Origin of the sequence: Hyphomonas sp., assembly GCF_036964145.1 — a bacterium.
Classification (GTDB): domain Bacteria; phylum Pseudomonadota; class Alphaproteobacteria; order Caulobacterales; family Hyphomonadaceae; genus Hyphomonas.
The window spans coordinates 353,498-370,185 of the sequence record NZ_JBALUC010000001.1 but is presented as its reverse complement, the minus strand read 5'-3'; the positions used below and the strand labels follow the sequence as shown (position 1 = coordinate 370,185).

Genomic DNA, 16,688 nt, shown 5'->3' with positions numbered 1-16,688 from the left:
TGAGATGTCGCGCATTGGATTGCTTCCTCTTAGGCACCATTTTCCGGTCAGAAATCAAGAGACAGGAGTATGGTAATATGAGCCTTCTGATTGGCGACGTCGCCCCGGATTTTGAAGCCAACACGACAGAAGGCCCCATTCGCTTTCATGAATGGGCCGGGGATGACTGGGTTGTGTTCTTTTCCCACCCCGCAGATTTCACCCCCGTCTGCACCACAGAGCTCGGCTATACAGCGAAACTGAAGGACGAGTTCGCGAAACGCGGCGCAAAGGCCCTGGTGATCTCCGTCGACAGTCTGGAAGATCACAAAAGATGGATCTCCGACATCGAGGAGACGCAGAATACCAGCGTCCAGTTTCCGATCATTGCCGATCCTGACCGCAGCGTCGCGACACTGTACAATATGATCCACCCAAATGCCGACGCCAAGGTCACGGTCAGGGCTGTCTATGTGGTCGATCCGAACAAGAAAATCCGTGCCTCGATCATCTATCCCCCGAGCGCTGGCCGGAATTTTGACGAGATCCTGCGCCTGATCGACAGCCTCCAGCTGACCGATGGCCACAAGGTCGCCACGCCGGTGAACTGGACGGATGGGGACGACGTCATCATCGTTCCGTCCCTGACAGACCCGAATGAGATCGAACGCCTTTTCCCGAAGGGCTACAAGGCCGTGAAGCCGTACCTGCGCTACACGCCGCAACCGAATAAATAGGCAATGTCCCCGCGCCCTCGGGCGCGGGACGGGCCCTGGGTTTATCCCGGCAGCGCCGCCTCAATGGAGGCCACATCATAGGGTTTCTTCACAACCGGCACGGATGAGTACCGTTTCGCCAGATCGATGGAATCCCCATAGCCGGTCGCAAACGCGAAATGGACGCCGCGCGCGTGCAGTACCTCGGCTACCGGCTCGCTGGTCTCGGAGCCGAGATTGACATCCAGCAAGGCAAACTGGATCGAATGTTCTTCCAGGATTGCGAGCGCTTCACGCACATTGGCGGCCACGAAGACTTCCGTTGCCCCAAGCGAACCGAGCATGTCTTCGGCATCCATTGCAATGATCAGATTGTCTTCCAGGACAAGCGCCTGGCCTGACAGGCTGGGCCGGGCTTTTTCCGTCGAAAGGGCCGCTGTCTTCTCCTGAATGGTATTCGTGAATCCATCAAAATGCGCTGCCGGAATCTCAAAGCGCGCTGACACGCCGGTCACTTCAAATTTCAGTTCGGCCCGGCCACTCAACTCATAGGGAATCGACCGTTCAATGATGGTTGATCCAAAGCCCCGCCTCAGCGGCGGTGACTGGATGGGGGGCCCGCCCGTCTCGAGCCAGTCAATTGCCATGCCCCCATCTGGAAGTTGGGAAAATATGATCAGGACGGTCCCGTTCGCCTCGCTGAGCGCGCCGTATTTTGCCGAATTCGTCAACAGCTCATGTATGACAAGGGAGACGGCGGTAAAGGCCTTGGGACGCAAGTGAACGTCCGGACCCTGAATTTTTACCTTCTCCGCATTTGCACCGAGATAAGCTTCAGCTTCGATGCGAATCAGTTCGCGCGCCGAAGCAGGCTCCCATTGCTCCCGCGTAATGAGGTCGTGCGCGCGGCTAAGCGCATGAATCCTGCCGCCCACAACATGCGTAAACTCGGAAATGGACCGCGCTTCCGTACCGCTCTGTTCGACCAGCCCGCCAATCAGGCTGAGAATATTCCGGACACGGTGATTCAGCTCGGCAATCAGAAGCTCCTGGTGCTCCTGCGCCTTGGCCCGGTCACGAAGGGCGGCATCGGACATCCGCAGAACCACTTCAAGGAGCGTCAGGCGAAGCGCTTCCGCCGCTCGAATTTCGGGCGGCTGCCAGGGTGCAGACGTGTTTCTTACAATCTGCTGCCAGGCCTCAAAGCTCTTGCGCGGCGTCAATCGATCCCCATGCTTGCCCTGCAAGACGGGCTTTTCCGGATTGCCGGCCCAGGTGACGGATTTCGCAATCTCCCGCCGGAACAGAACGATATAATCTCGCGGCGCGCGTGATACCGGCAAGACCAGCATGCCAGCCGCCCGGTCCACGAACTCCGCCGCTGGTGGAAAGACTTTGACCAGACTATCGATATGATAGACACGGCTTGCCGCCGTTGTGTTGAGGAAGTTCACGAGACCAAGAAATTCCTCCTTGGTCGGCGTATGACCGGTCGATTCAAATTTGCCTTCAACCCAGCCAACCGCCCCATCATAAGGGATGACGGAGCTGATGCCATTGATAATGGTCTCGAAATTATCCGAGATGGAGGCATCTTCCGCAAGCTGGGCCATCAGCTGATCGTGTAGCAGCTGGGCACGCCCCTGCTCTTCCCGGCCTTCGTCTGATTCCTTCTGGTCCAGCACGAAAGAGAAAAGCTGGCCAAAAAGCTCCGCAGCCGTGCGCACCTCATAGCTTAGCGTGCGAGGCGTTTCGTGGTGGCAGGCGAACAGCCCCCAAAGCTTGCCCCGTTTCAGGATTGAAATCGACAGGGAGGCCTGGACACCCATATTGGCGAGATATTCAAGGTGAATGGGTGACACGGCTCGCAATCCGCTCATCGATAGATCAAGCGGAAGACCCTCTGGATTCACGACCGGCAGGATGGGCACGCCGGGATCGGAGACATCGGCAATAATGCGCAACAAGTTCCGAGTGTAGAGGGCGCGCGCCTGTTTGGGAATGTCAGAGGCCGGATAATGCAGGCCCTTGAAACTCTCCATCCCCGGCTTCAGTGATTCCGAAATGACTTCGCCGGTCCCATCTTCGGCGAACCGATAGACCATGATGCGGTCGAACCCGATCAGGTTTCGCATTTGCCGTGCGGCATCGTCACACAATTTCTGGGAAGTTTCCGCGCGCGAGATACGCTCGACCATGGGGCGCACGAAATTCACGTAATTTGTATCGTGACCGTCATTGTGCGGCTCAAACTCCAGCACGATCGACCTGCCGGACAGGTGGAGAGAGAGGTCAAACCGTTTGTCATTACCCGCCAGTTCGACGCCAAATATGCGTTCGACAGCATCCGGCGATGCCAGCATCGGCATACGCGACCGGATCAGCAGCAAGGCCTGTGCGGACAGGCAATCGGAAAGGCGTCGACCGATCAAATCATGCGCCTCTATACCAATGAATTGATCTACATTGACCGAGGCATGGTTCACGATCCAGTCTGATGACATGGAGATCAGGGCGCCAAACGATTGCACGCGGCCGATCGTGTGGATTGGCTCACGGTCGCAATTCGTCAAATTGACATCGCTCGCGGGCCCGTCAGTTTCAGGGCTGTGGCGGGCCATAGGCAGTCTCTTTCGTCATTTCCAGGCATGCTGTTTCGAAAATCGAAAAGCACGCATTTGCAGAAGCTACTATCTCATTCCGCTCCGATTGGCCAATCTGTGCAGCTGAAACCTGTTCGAGAAAAGCTGTCCAGCATGATCGGTCTGTCATCTGAGTCAGGAATCGCCCTGCACGCTGAACATGCGGATCTCCACCCTTTCGCCAGCGCTTGTGCAAGACCGTACCGCCAAGCCGGCTGCCAGCGACAACATAGATCAGCCCCACTGGATGATTTGTCTTTATAGCGGGGGTGTTGCGCCAGACAGGTATAGGCATTCCCAGCGTGGCAAGGTCGCCTTCTATGTCCGCCAATGGCAAGGGCGGGGCTGTGAATCCTGCCTGTGGGCGCAAGTTCTCGGCAAGCCAGGAATAGGCCAGATGGTTGATGGACAGGAAAGCTGCCAACCCGTCCGGGCGGGTCAGGTCATGCCGGCTGATGAGGTCATCCACGCGGGCATGACTGTCGGCGGTGCCGGTACGCAAAATTTGCCTGAGCGTTGTCATCGTATCCATCGCCGCAATTTCCTTGATGAGGGCTTTGACGGCCCTTCCGGGGCGTCAGGTTGGAACCGCATCGCTCAGCCGTCCACCCATGCGGATGGCCTCAATCCGGGTTGCCAATCCTGTGGCATCGTCGGTCTCTATATAGGTTCCGCACAGCGTCCCCTCCCCCAAGGCGGGCTGGTATCGCTCGCCGGGCAACTGGGTCTGGAATCGGTACAGGGAGATCTGTTTCTGCATGCCGATGACGCTGTCATAATCCCCGCACATGCCGGCATCGGTCTGGTAGGCGGTGCCACCTTCGAGGATCATCGTATCCGCTGTGGGCACGTGGGTATGGCTGCCGACAACCAAACTGGCCCTGCCATCACAATGGTGTCCCATCGCCATTTTCTCACTGGTCGCCTCGCAATGCATGTCGACAATAACGGCATCGGCCACGGCGCCCAGCGGCATGGAATCAAGCGCTTCATCCACGGCAGCAAAAGGGTTGCTTAGGGTCTGCTTCATGAAGACATTGCCCTGAATCTGAACCACTCCGACACGCCGGCCGTCCGGCAAGCTGAACAGATTGGCCCCTTTCCCAGGCGCCTGAGCCGCCGGAGGATAGTTCGCCGGGCGCAACAGGCGCGGCTCGCGTTCGATATAGGTCAGGGCCTCTCGCTGGTCCCAGGCATGGTCCCCAAGCGTCAGGCAATCTGCGCCGGCGGCAAAGAACTCCTCGGCAATAGCGCTGGTGAGACCGAAACCACCTGCAGAGTTTTCAGCATTCACGATTACAAAATCGAGGCGCAAACGCGCCTTCAGGCCCGGCAAATGGTCCAGGACAGCCTGCCGGCCCGGCTTTCCGACCACATCTCCAAAAAAGGCTATTTTCATGACGAAAAGTCTATGCCTCGACCTGTGGGTAAAGAAAAGCGCGCGCACCCAGCCGGGATGCGCGCGCTTCGCAAGGAATTCAGCTGATCCTATTCGTTGGTGGCGGAAAAGCCGAGCGACGCTTTGGTCAGTGTCGAAGGATCCTCGATCTCTGCAAGTTCCGACACTTTCAGCGGTGTCGTAGGCTGCAGCTTGATGGTCAGCGTCTTCGGATCGGTAATGAAGCTGGACAGGGCTGTAGAAGCTTCTGTGGCCAGTTCCATGTCGATGCCGGAGCCGGACGCCATCATCGGTGCCATGGCCAGAAGGCCAGCCGTCTGATTGCGTAGTTGCTGCGGGTCTTCCCCGCTCTGCGCCGCATAGGCGTTGAAGGCGCGGTTGACGATGCCGTCATCATCCAGCGACAGGTCGAGCGAGTGAATGGTCAGCTTGTCCATCACTTCGCCCAGCATGGCGGACGGGTCCGACGCGTCGAGATGCTGCTCGGCCTGCGCTGCGGCCATCGCACTGGCACCTTCATATTTGGCACCAAAATTCAGCCGGAAACCGTCTTTCAGCTCCCAGTAATTCTTGCCTTTTTCCAGTGTAACTATGTCTGAATCCGGATCATAGCCCTGTTCGCTGGCCATGGTCAGTTCCAGCTTTTCATAACCCAGCGTCGCCAGCTGCGCGCCCAATTGCTGGCCCAGTTCGCCGTCTCCGGCATTGAGCACCATCTTGACCGGCTCGGTAACCACTTTCACCGCGCGCCCCTGTTTGTCATGGCTGACATTGGACACAAGTGAAGGCATGTCGAAATTGACCCCGGACACATCGAAATTCAGGTCTTTCAAGCTGATAGACTTGTAGCCTGGATTGGCTGCATCTTTCGGGTTCAGGCCAGACATGAAGCCGGACTCCAACCTGTCTTCCAGATCTTCCCCTTCCTGCGGGACAAAGACTGACCAGTCAAAGCCACGAATGTCGACATTGCCGAGGTTTGCCTTGACCGTGGTATCATCCTCCGGATCAAACATGTCGAACTTCAGACCTTTCAGATGCATTTCGGCAGCTTTCTGATCCTTCATGCCGGTGACCGAAATCGCGTCCACGAGGAACGTGCCGTTCTGGCCATCCTCCTCATCGATCTGCATGTTCATGTCGTTCATCGCCCACAGATCGAAGGCGAGCGCCTCGCCGGTCGGCATGTCAGCCGGTTCGGCATCCGCGAATACGCTTGCCACCCAGGCGGCCAGCTCAGGCGACGGATTCACCAGTTCGATCGAGCCGATGGACGCGCTGCCCTCTTCTTCCTCTTCTGGATCCGTCGGAACCAGAGAGATGTCGGACATGACCATTTTGGAGAAGCTTGCCTTGCCGTCGATCATGGCGAGGCCGTCAAATTCGAGTTTCTTCGCCTTCACATCGGCGCCGGAGAGGTGGGCACCGTCATCATCGTCAGACTCGTCGTCATCGGCGGCCAGCAGGGTCACGTCGGTGAAAACCGCCTTGTCTCCGTCCACTTTGCTGCTGCCGAAGGAAACCCGGCTGTCGGCCGACTGGTCGAAAGAAAGGGCCGCAAGCGCCTGAGGCGCTGTTGCCGGGTCGCCTTTGCGTGCCTTGACGTCCTTTGCGGCATCGCTGGCATATTCAGAGCCTGCCGCGTCAACCGGCTTGTCTTTGTCCCCGCAAGCCGTAAGCATGGCGATGGCGGCAACGCCTGTGAGCAGATATTTCATGTTTGGTCCCTTTAATGATTGATGCCAGCGTTCCATTTGCGCCCGTCACCTAGAGTGAGATTATTAACATGGCATACAACAATGGCCAGACCGTGACATTGAGTGGGCCGGACGGGGATCAGATCCGCGTCCGTCTTGAGGTCAATTCCAAGGCACGGCGGCTGATCCTGAGGCTGGACGAGCGTCGCCGGGAAGCCGTCGCGATTGCCCCCACACGCCGCCAGATCAAGGATGCTGCTGCCTTTGCGGCCGAGCGCATCGACTGGATTTCGACGCGCCTCCAGCATCTGCCGGAAGTCGTGCGATTCGAAGAAAACAACCTTATTTCCTATCGTGGCGCCCCGTGCCGCCTCACCGCCCAAGGTCAGGGACGCGTGGCCCGGATGATGGCGGGCCAGCCCAACATCTTGTGTGCCCCCGGAGATCCCGAAACGCTGCATTTGCGGGTGACACGCTACCTGAAGAAGCAGGCCCGCGCCGATATTACCCGCGCCGTCAACCGCCACGCCGCCTCGCTGGGCGTTGCCTACAAGGGCATTTCGGTCAAGGATACGCGCTCACGCTGGGGCTCTTGCACGGCCGACGGACAGCTATCCTTTTCGTGGCGCCTCGTTATGGCGCCGCCCGCAGTGCTCGACTATGTGGCCGCGCATGAGTGCGCGCATCTGTTGGAAATGAACCATTCCCCGCGCTTCTGGGCGCATGTTGCAACCTGTTGCAACGACTGGAAACACCAGCGCGCCTGGCTGCGTGAGCATGGCGCCGGCCTGCAGGCGGCCGGCATATAGCCGGGCCTAGTCCGCAGCGATTTCTTCAGGTTCTGTTGCCACCTCGACCTCACGGGCCGGACCAAAGCTGATCAGGGTGACACCTTCACCGCCCTTGGCCTCACGATTCGGCCCGAGGAAAATCAGCGTGCCGTCCGGGCGAATTTCAGCGATCAGATCCACTTTCGGCCGATCCTCGCGGTAATCCTCAAGGTCATACTCGTCCGTCAGCTTGGTCTTGCCAAAGGTCCAGCCGCGATAATGGTCGCGGATCAGGCTGTCATAGCCCCTGCCCCGGCGGATCAGCGTGCGGCCCCGCGTCCCCATGCCGATAGCCCGGGGATCTTCCTCCTCGGTGTCCTGCGCCGACAATTGGTAGACGCGGTGACGCCCGAGCTCTGGGGCGAAATGGCCCGAAACAAGTGCGTTATAGGGTTCGTTGGCTGAGAGCCCGACCACCTGGTCGAAGGCCGCATGGTCCAGTCTGACCTCTGCCTCTTCCGACAAAACTTCACCGAAGAAGGTGTTAAGCCCCGCTTCCCGTGCAGGCCGGAGCCGACGCCAGTTATTATCGGCCAGAATTGGCTCGATACCGACATCCTTCAGAACTTTCGCCAAATCGATGCTCCACGGGTTCACACCCACCAGGAGAACCCCCGGCCGTTCCTTGCGGGCGAGCCCTAGCCGCCGGGCGAGCGGCCCGATCGTAAAGCCATGCAGGACCACGGTGACGAACACCATCGCAAAGGCCAGCGGGGTGATCTGTTCCGCACCGGAGAAATAGAACCGTGAATCCCCGCGCCGACCGAGATCTTCCAGCAGGGTCGCAAACAGGCTGGAGACGGCCACAGCCACGATCCCGCGCGGCGCAATCCAGCCGAGCAGGAGGGCTTCATTGCGTTTCAGCGTCCCGAATGTGGCAATCCAGACCGACAGGGGCCGTACGACGAACAGCATGGTCAGCAGGAAGGCCAGCGTATTCCAGGTCAGGGCGCGACGGATAACATCCGGCGTAAGATTGGCCGTCAGGATGACGAACACGCCCGAAACCAGCAGGACCGCGATGTCTTCCTTGAACTTTCGGAGTTCTGCGAGGCCTGCGAGGCGCGAATTGGCCAGCGTCATGCCATAGGCGGTCACGGCGACGAGGCCGATTTCCTTCTCGATCATTTCTGCCAGCGCATAGCAGAGAATAATCGACGCGAAGATGATGGGCGCTTTCAGATATTCCGGCGTCCAACCCTGACGGAAAGCGCGTACAATCGCCCACCCAAAGGCAAAGCCCAGCCCGACGCCGAGCGCCGCAGCCACGATGATCATGGCGCCCTTGCCCAGGATGGACTCGCCGGTCGCCGCCACGCGGATAATTTCGAATGCAGCAACGGCAAACAGGGCGCCTACGGGATCGTTGACGATGCCTTCCCATTTCAGGAACTGGCCGGTGCGCCCGCCCAGTTTGGACTGACGCAACAATGGCATGATCACGGTCGGCCCGGTAACCACCAGCACGCCCGCAAACACAACAGAACTGCCCCAATCGAGACCGGCGGCATAATGGGCAGCGAACGTACCGAGCGCCCAAGCCAGCGGGCCGCCGAGGAACACCATGCGCCGCACAGCTGCGCCAGCGTCCCTAAGGTTCTCGAATTTCAGGACGAGACCGCCCTCGAACAGGATCACGGCAACGGCCAGCGACACGATAGGCCGCAGCAATTCATTGCTGCCGCCATTGAACACCTTCTCAGGGTTCAGCAGGGGCTCGCCGAAAACGACAGTCCAGAGCGGGCCAACCGCCAGGCCGGCCAGTGCCATGAGCACGATGGCTGGCGCCTGGATACGCCAGGCAACCCATTGCGCGCCGATGCCCAGCGCCCCGATCAGGGCACAGGCGAATATCAGCTCGCTGGATCCGGCGGATGCCAGTGCAAAGTTGAATTGGTCCATAAAAGCCCCGTTTCGTGGTGCATTTTGCCCGTTGGGCGATCAAAAAACTAGGCTTGAGCCGCGTTTATGTCATCAGCAAAGTCGAACCCGATCTCACGGGTTCCATAATCGCCCTCTTTGTAGCGTTCGACTCGGTCGGAGAACCAGAGCAGGATGTGCTGATAGAGGTGTTCGTAGAAGGGGTCGGGGCTCGCCTCTTTCAGAGGTAGGCTGAATTCATATACCGAACCATCCTCAATCTGGATCTTGAACTTGTCGCCAATCTTGCGACACTCCATAACCAGCCTCAGCCAGTCGGTATCGCGTGAGACGCGTACCGCCAAACCGAATGAAATGGGGCCAAGCAGGCGAAATCCACGCGGTGGGATCGAGAAGGCCGCATCGCCATGCGCCTTCGGCTTGTAGGCCCCGGCAGGGGGCACGAGGTGGACACAGACCCCATCACTGGCCCCAAGATAGTCGCAGAATCCACTGCGCACCTCCTCGGCCAGGGTCCTGATCCGGTCATAATTCTCGGCAGCGAGGGCCTGATAGGCCTCCACCGTCTCGATCAGATTATCAAAGCGTGACACTGCCTCTCGGCCCCCATGTTTACCACAGCCAACATAAATTAGGGTGCCGCAAGGCGACCTTCAAATTTTAAAGTCGTCACCATCGGACAATGGTCAGATGCCTTGGGCGTCACCCAACCAACGCCAGGGAAGCGGATTCCGTCATATCTCTCGGCCCGATAAGGCGATCCGGCCCGTACAATCTCTACACTCGCGGCGGGATTCAGCGCTGCAAGTCGTGGGGACAGGAAGATGTGATCAAGGGCGCCATAGGTGTCGTCCCCGCTGTAATGATGGGTCCAGCGTTCATACGGATTGGCAATCGCACGGCTGGCAAGGTCCACAGCAAACCCGTCTCCGACCAGGGGTCCCAGCCCGTGCGGGCGCGCGGGACGGCCATCGACTTCCCAGTAATCATTGAAATCCCCGAGAATGACCCATTCCGCCTCGGCCGGGTTCTGGAAGCGCTGGCTGATAACACGGCGCACGGCCTGCGCCTCGGCCTCCCGCACCGCCACAGTGCGCTTGCGCCCCCCATGCATGGATTTGAAATGGCAGATGAAGAGGGTCAGCTGGCGCCCATCCTTCTCAATATCCACTTCAAGACAGTCACGCCGGAAGACATAATCGTTCACAGAGGTGCCGCGGGGTGGATGAATGCCCAACCGGCCAAAGGTGGCACGGGCATGGCTGCGCTGGAATACAATGGGCAGGGAGGACAACAGGCCCACATCGATGCCGCGGCTGTCATTGCCCTCGTGCAGCACACGCTCCCCAAAAGGCCGGCCTGCCCAACGGGACACGTAGCGATTGTCGAATGCGGTCAGGGTAACGAGATTCTCGACCTCCTGCAGCGCGCATACTTCTGCATGCGTGGCGACCAGCGCCTGCGCCGTCAGGGTGCGGTCATCCTCGGAGAGCACATCGAAGACGGCATCCACCTGCTCTGCAATGAGCGCGTCATCCACATTCGTCAGCCTGCTACGGGCATTGGCGAGACCGGAGCGCGCGAAATCGCACCGCATCATCAGGTTCTCACAATTGAACGTGGCCAAACGAATATCAGGCATTCACGGGTGATGCGGCTTCATTCTTCCGGGGTCAACGTAGAATGGCCGCTCGCCTAAGCGACAGCCCGCTCGGCAAAACGGGCGCTGGTCTGGGCCCGTTCAACCGATTCCGCATCCGGGCGTTGGTCCGCCGGAATGGCGGTGCGGCCAAGTTCAATGGCGATCCCAGGCTGCACGCCGCCGCCAAAGGCGGACAGTACGGTCCGGATCACATCCAGCGGCTGGGCCTCGTCTTCCACGATCTGGCCAAACCGCGCTGCGACAGGCCCGACGACCCCATAGGCAAGGAAGACGCCGAGGAATGTGCCGAGCAGTGCAGATCCGATCATCATGCCCAGCACCGCGGGCGACTGGTCGATCGAGCCCATCGTCTTGATGATACCGAGTACAGCCGCCACGATCCCGAGCGCTGGCAGGGCGTCTGCGACGGTGTTGAGCGCATTCACAGCCTTCATGCGCTGGTCGATGTGCAACGCAACGGACTGTTCCATATGTGCCTCGGCGCGCGCCGGGTCCGACAGGTCCAGCGCCATGAGGCGGAAGGAATCACAGATCATGTCCCGCACGGACGGGTCCGAGAGCACGGTTGGCGCCGCCGCAAACGCAGCCGAGGAGTCGGGGTCTTCAATATCGGATTCAATAGCGACAAAGCCCCCCTGCCGGACCTTGCGCATAAGAGTCGACAACAGGACGAGCAATTCACGGTGCTGGGGGCGCTGCCAGCGGCTGCCCTGGAAGGATTTTACAAACCCGCCAAACGCCTCCTTGGCGACCTTGGGCGAATTGCCGATCAGAATCGTGCCGATGGCGGCCCCGCCGATCAGGGCAATCTCGAAGGGAAGCGCCTGCATGGCGCCATGCCCGCCCGTCAGGACAAGGCCGCCCATTACGAGGACGACCACTAGGACAAGACCGATCAATTGGGGCAAGACGCGCAGACTCCGGCAATAATACAGCCTGACCATGACATATTCGTCTTAAGCCAAGCTTACGGCCGGTGTCCCCTGCCCTGTGCCGGGAGATCAGCTGACGCGCAGCCCTTTGCCGCCCAGCACCGGATCATGCTCCGCCACAAGATGGCCAGGGCCGACTTCAACCAGTTGTGGCTGGTACTGGTCGGCCTCGCCGTCATCGATGAGTTTCGACTTCATGAAGCGGAGGGATGCGCGGCTATCGAGCGGGCTCGGCAGGTCGCCCGTCAGGCGCAGGCGTTCACGGGTGCGCTCGCCAGTCGGGTCGGCGTTCGGCACGGCGGCGATCAGCGCTTTGGTATAGGGATGGCGCGCTTCGGTATAGATCGCATCCCGCCCGGCCAACTCCACCACGCGGCCGAGATACAATACCATGACCCGATGGCTGATCTGGCGCACGACGGCGAGGTCATGGCTGATGAAGATCATGGCGAGGCCGAATTCCTTCTGGAGCTCGATCAGCAGGTCCACGACCTGCGCCTGGACCGACACGTCGAGTGCAGAAACCGCCTCGTCGCAAATGACCAGTTTCGGCTGCAGGATCATGGCGCGAGCGATGCCCACACGCTGGTTCTGGCCGCCTGAGAGTTCATGCGGATACCTGTTGATCAAATTGGGATCGAGGCCGACCCGGGGAAGAATCTCGCGCACTTTTGCTTCCCGGTCTGCACGGGACAGGCGCGGCTGGTGCACCTGCAGCGGTTCGGCAATGGAAGCACCAATAGTCATGCGCGGGTCGAGGCTGGCGAGGGGGTCCTGAAACACGATCTGGAGATCATCGCGCAAGCCATTCATTTCCCGGCGGCTGGCCTTTGAAATGTCGCGGCCGAGCCAGGCCACCGTACCATCGGTCGGCGGGATCAGGTTCAGAACGCCGCGCGCGAGCGTGGACTTGCCGCACCCGGATTCTCCCACGACGCCCAGTGTTTCACCTGGTTTCAAATCAAACGAAACGCCATCAACCGCTTTCAGGGGCTTGGTCTTGCCGAACAGGCCACCCTTCACCGAAATCGGGAAGTGAATCTTCATGTCCTCGACCTTGAGGACCGGCTCGATTTCGGGCGCAGGCGGCGCCGACAGGACCGGACGGCCAGGTCGATCGGCTTCGTCTATGCGCGGCACAGCGTTGAGCAGCATCTTGGTGTAGTCGGCCTGGGGATTGTAGAAAATGTCGTCCACACTGCCCTGCTCCACGATCTCACCATGACGCATAACGATGACGCGGTCGCACATACGGGCCACAACGCCCATATTGTGGGTGATGAGAGCGATGCCCGTACCGGTTTCGCGTTTCAATTCGTCCATCAGTTCCAGCACCTGCGCCTGCACGGTCACATCGAGCGCAGTCGTCGGCTCGTCGGCCAGCAGGAGCTCCGGATTACAAAGCATGGCGATGGCAATCATAACGCGCTGGCGCATGCCGCCAGACAGTTCATGCGGGAACTGGTTCATCCGGCGCGCCGCCTCGGGGATGCGCACATTCTCCAGCCAATCGACACAGATCCGATCGGCAGCTTCCCCCTTCAACCCTTTGTGAAGGGCGAGCACTTCGCGCATCTGCGCGCCGACGGTCATGTGCGGCGTCAGGCTGGTCAGCGGATCTTGGAAGATCATGGACATCCGGGCACCGCGAATTTCCCGCAGTGTGGCGTCCGATGCATCCAGCATATTGATGCCGTCAAACTCGATCCGGCCTGTCGCCGTGCCATTGCCTGCCAGCAATCCCAGAGCAGAGAGCGCGGACTGGCTCTTGCCCGAGCCGCTTTCGCCCACAATGCCGAGGCATTCGCCTTTGGCGACATCGAAACTGATGCCCTTGACCGCCTCGACCACACCGTCCGGCGTGTCGAAGGAAACACGAAGATCTTTGACAGAAAGAATAGCCATGGCCGCAATCTGTATACGCGCCGGCGAGGGGTGCAACGACCGGTCTGCAGAAAGCAGAAAAAAGGCCGCGTTATCGGGAAAGAACGCGGCCCAGGGGGGAGAGTGAGGACAGGACCAATGGGGAAGCCCTGCCCTCAAGAGGTGGCGCTCAAAACTTGTATCCGAGCCCCAGTCCCACCACGAGTGGATCGATGTCCACGTCAGCATCCACTGTTGCGCCAAGCGCCGTGGTGAAATCCACAGTCACATCCGGATTGATCCAGATCTTCTTGATGTCTGCATTGATCGCCCAACCACCGGGCTCGCCATCAAGGTCGTAATCAACGCCAGCCTGAAGGGCGAGGCCGACGCTGGTATCATAGTCAATCCCGTCCGCCACCGGGCCTTGATCTTCGTCAAAGAAGAAGGTCGCGTTCACGCCAGCGCCGACATAGGGCTTCCACTGGCTGTCGTTCACAAAATGATACTGAACCGTCAGAGTTGGCGGCAACAGCGTGACATCACCCAGATCGATGGTGGCATTGTCCAGCGCGCCGGGAACCGTCACGCCGGTCGCCTTCACATCGTGGGGCGTCACACCAAGGATCAGTTCGGCCGCGATGTTCTTGGTGAAGAAATAGGTGATGTCGAGTTCAGGCACATACTGGTTCGAAATCTCCACATCTCCTGCGAGCTGTGCCCCCGCAACGGAGAGATCGCCGGATTCATCCGGCAAGACCCCGATAACGCGTCCGCGCACCATCCAGGGATTGTCGTCTGCCGATGCGGCAGGCGCCGTTCCAAGCCAGGTTGCCCCGGCAACCAATGAGACTAGGAGAAGCTGTTTCATGTCATGTCACTCCTGTTTTGGCGCACCTACCTGCGCCGGATGCGAGAGACCTAACCCCATGTTTTCCTGTATAAAATTACCCGTTTTGACGCGCGGGCGCGTGTCGCGCGGCATGGCACCGCGATTAGGTATTGTTCCGAATTGCCTCCGCGCCCCTCTCCTGTGATTTTGGCTCGGTGCGTTCCGAATTCGGCGGCTTTCGCCCATATGCTGCGGCGTACCATCCCAGTTCTCCCACGGTCAGGCTTGAACAAGGGGCTGCCGCTGGGGCAGATGGTCGGCGAGGAAACATCCCAAAGAGGACCATGCCATGCCCGTCATCAATTATCTCACCACCTGCATCTTCGATTCCGGTGCGCTGAAACAGCTGGCCGGGACGGCGAAGAAGCTCGGCATGACCCGCCCCTTCATCGTGACGGACCCCGGCATCAAGGCAGCGGGCATCCTGGCAAAGGTCGAGGATGCGCTGGGCGTCGCCCCGGCCGGCGTCTTCGCCGAGACGGTCCCGAACCCGACCGAGAAACAGACAAAGGAAGCCGCTGCCGCCTACAAGGCATGCGGCGCGGATGGCCTGATCGCGCTTGGGGGCGGCTCTTCCATGGACCATGCCAAAGGCATCGGCCTGATGGTCAGCCATGACGAACCGCTGGAGAATTATGCTGCCATCACCGGCGGCGCCAAGAAGATCGGCAAGATCCCACCCTTGATCGCCATACCAACCACGTCCGGCACAGGCTCGGAAGTTTCTGTTGGCCTCGTCCTGGTCCTTGAGAATGGCCGCAAGGAGACAATTGTCTCCCCGAACCTGATCCCTGCGACAGCCATCTGCGACCCCGATCTGACCCTTGGCCTGCCTGCGGGCCTGACGGCGGCCACCGGCATGGATGCCGTCACGCACTGCATCGAATCCGTGCTGTCCCCCACCGTGAACCCGCCAGCTGAAGGCATCGCTTATGAAGGCGTGTACCGTGCGGTCGGTAATGGCTGGCTGAAGAAGGCGGTCAAGGACGGGTCAGACGCCGACGCTCGCTGGCACATGATGATGGCAAGCTATGAAGGCGCGCTGGCCTTCGTGAAGGGCCTTGGTGGTGTTCACGCCCTGTCGCACGCGGCGGGTCGCCTGCATGACAAACGCTTGCACCACGGCACACTGAACGCGATCTTCCTGCCGCATATCCTGCGCTTCCACGAGGGCTCAGCCGATGAGAAATATGTCCGCCTGCACCAGGCCATGGGCCTGAAACAAGGCGCCGACCTTGGCGATGCAATTGCGGAACTGAATGCTGACATCGGCATTCCGGCCACCCTGTCCGCCATCGGGCTGTCGGCAGAGGATGCGCCCGGCGTCGTCGAATACGCGCTCAAGGATCTCGCCCATTTCGGCAATCCGAAGCCGATGAGTGCAGATGATTATGCGAAGGTCTACGAGGCCGCGCTCTAGGAATACGTGGAAGGGGACCGCAAAGAGCGGTCCCCCGTCCCCCCACTCAGCCAAGCTGAAAATTTCTCTGAAAACCCGGCGGAATACGTTGCGGCATGTGCATGCCGCTCCCTCCTCCGCTTGTGGTCTGCACCACAATGTTTACATTGATAACATGCCGACGGATGATAACAGTGTCAACATCGAGACTCAGGGCAATCGCTACCATCATGGCGACTTGCGCGCCGCCCTTATTGAAGAAGGGCTGGCCCAAATAAGCAAACGCCCCGCCGAGAAGCTGAGTCTCCGCGAAATCTCCCGCAAGGTGGGGGTTTCGGCCACGGCCGTGTATCGGCACTTTCCCAATAAGGCCGCCCTGCTGGGCGCCTTGTGCCAGGTGGGAAGTGAAAAACTTTCCGACACGTTCGCGCGAGCGACAGAAGAAACCGGCGGCGGAATGGACGCGTTTGAAGCCATGGGCCGGGCCTATGTCCGCTTCGCTCTGGCCAATCCCTCGCTCTTCAGATTGATGATGTCCAAAGCGCCTCAGGCGAATGCGCTGGAAAGCGATCAGGACGGTCAAACCAATGGCTTTGCGATGCTCGCGGACACGCTGCAAGATGTGCTGCCTGCGGACGCCCCCCCTGAATTGCAGATGGTGAAGCGACTCCAGGCCTGGTCCATAGTGCATGGCCTCGCCATGTTGATGCTGGACGGGCAGGTTCCTGCCGAGGAAAAGATAATCGCGTCCGTTATCTCCCGAAGCTTTCTCTAGGCTGGTCGGCGAATCCGGCG

At 59.8% G+C, this 16,688-nt stretch carries 14 protein-coding genes; 4 read left to right on the top strand and 10 right to left on the bottom strand.

Annotated elements, in window-relative coordinates; genetic code table 11:
* Positions 1–77 precede the first annotated feature (77 nt).
* On the top strand, positions 78–716 hold the full coding sequence (locus V7660_RS01920; protein WP_335601430.1) for a peroxiredoxin: 639 nt from the start codon (positions 78–80) through the stop codon (positions 714–716).
* Between the two features lie 41 nt (positions 717–757).
* Here the strand turns inward: V7660_RS01920 and V7660_RS01915 are convergent, their stop codons facing one another.
* From V7660_RS01915 to V7660_RS01900, 4 genes are all read right to left on the bottom strand, one after another.
* On the bottom strand, positions 758–3,316 hold the full coding sequence (locus tag V7660_RS01915; protein WP_335601429.1) for an HWE histidine kinase domain-containing protein: 2,559 nt from the start codon (positions 3,314–3,316) through the stop codon (positions 758–760).
* The gene (locus V7660_RS01910) at positions 3,297–3,869 is read right to left on the bottom strand and encodes a biliverdin-producing heme oxygenase (protein ID WP_335601428.1); all 573 of its coding nucleotides are present in this window, start codon (positions 3,867–3,869) and stop codon (positions 3,297–3,299) included. Before V7660_RS01910 ends, V7660_RS01915 begins: the two co-directional genes overlap by 20 nt.
* Positions 3,870–3,914: 45 nt before the next feature.
* Complete coding sequence (locus V7660_RS01905; protein WP_335601427.1) at positions 3,915–4,736, bottom strand: TIGR00282 family metallophosphoesterase; 822 nt, start codon at positions 4,734–4,736, stop codon at positions 3,915–3,917.
* Between the two features lie 89 nt (positions 4,737–4,825).
* Positions 4,826–6,454 (bottom strand): hypothetical protein, encoded by a 1,629-nt coding sequence (locus tag V7660_RS01900; RefSeq protein ID WP_335601426.1) that lies wholly within the window; start codon positions 6,452–6,454, stop codon positions 4,826–4,828.
* A gap of 68 nt (positions 6,455–6,522) precedes the next feature.
* Here V7660_RS01900 and V7660_RS01895 point away from each other — a divergent pair, with 68 nt between their 5' ends.
* Entirely contained in the window at positions 6,523–7,242 is a 720-nt protein-coding gene (locus V7660_RS01895; protein ID WP_335601425.1) for a M48 family metallopeptidase, read from the top strand.
* A gap of 6 nt (positions 7,243–7,248) precedes the next feature.
* On the opposite strand, the gene V7660_RS01890 is transcribed toward V7660_RS01895, so the two are convergent.
* The 6 genes from V7660_RS01890 to V7660_RS01865 all read right to left on the bottom strand — a co-directional run bounded on the left by V7660_RS01890 (position 7,249) and on the right by V7660_RS01865 (position 14,473).
* Entirely contained in the window at positions 7,249–9,165 is a 1,917-nt protein-coding gene (locus V7660_RS01890) for a cation:proton antiporter (protein ID WP_335601424.1), read from the bottom strand.
* A 47-nt stretch (positions 9,166–9,212) separates the two neighbouring features.
* A complete protein-coding gene (locus V7660_RS01885; RefSeq protein WP_335601423.1) occupies positions 9,213–9,737 on the bottom strand; it encodes a hypothetical protein in 525 nt (174 codons plus the stop codon).
* 38 nt (positions 9,738–9,775) lie between these two features.
* Positions 9,776–10,786 carry an endonuclease/exonuclease/phosphatase family protein gene (locus V7660_RS01880; RefSeq protein WP_335601422.1) on the bottom strand — a complete coding sequence of 337 codons (1,011 nt, stop codon included), beginning with the start codon at positions 10,784–10,786 and terminating at the stop codon, positions 9,776–9,778.
* 53 nt (positions 10,787–10,839) lie between these two features.
* Positions 10,840–11,715, bottom strand: a complete 876-nt coding sequence (gene motA, locus V7660_RS01875; RefSeq protein WP_335601421.1) for a flagellar motor stator protein MotA — start codon at positions 11,713–11,715, stop codon at positions 10,840–10,842.
* Between the two features lie 93 nt (positions 11,716–11,808).
* Positions 11,809–13,644 carry an ABC transporter ATP-binding protein gene (locus V7660_RS01870; RefSeq protein ID WP_335601420.1) on the bottom strand — a complete coding sequence of 612 codons (1,836 nt, stop codon included), beginning with the start codon at positions 13,642–13,644 and terminating at the stop codon, positions 11,809–11,811.
* A gap of 148 nt (positions 13,645–13,792) precedes the next feature.
* On the bottom strand, positions 13,793–14,473 hold the full coding sequence (locus V7660_RS01865; protein WP_335601419.1) for an OmpW/AlkL family protein: 681 nt from the start codon (positions 14,471–14,473) through the stop codon (positions 13,793–13,795).
* Between the two features lie 310 nt (positions 14,474–14,783).
* Here V7660_RS01865 and V7660_RS01860 point away from each other — a divergent pair, with 310 nt between their 5' ends.
* Together V7660_RS01860 and V7660_RS01855 are read left to right on the top strand one after the other, a co-directional pair.
* Positions 14,784–15,914 carry an iron-containing alcohol dehydrogenase gene (locus V7660_RS01860; RefSeq protein WP_335601418.1) on the top strand — a complete coding sequence of 377 codons (1,131 nt, stop codon included), beginning with the start codon at positions 14,784–14,786 and terminating at the stop codon, positions 15,912–15,914.
* A gap of 154 nt (positions 15,915–16,068) precedes the next feature.
* Positions 16,069–16,668 (top strand): TetR/AcrR family transcriptional regulator, encoded by a 600-nt coding sequence (locus V7660_RS01855; protein WP_335601417.1) that lies wholly within the window; start codon positions 16,069–16,071, stop codon positions 16,666–16,668.
* Positions 16,669–16,688 lie beyond the last annotated feature (20 nt).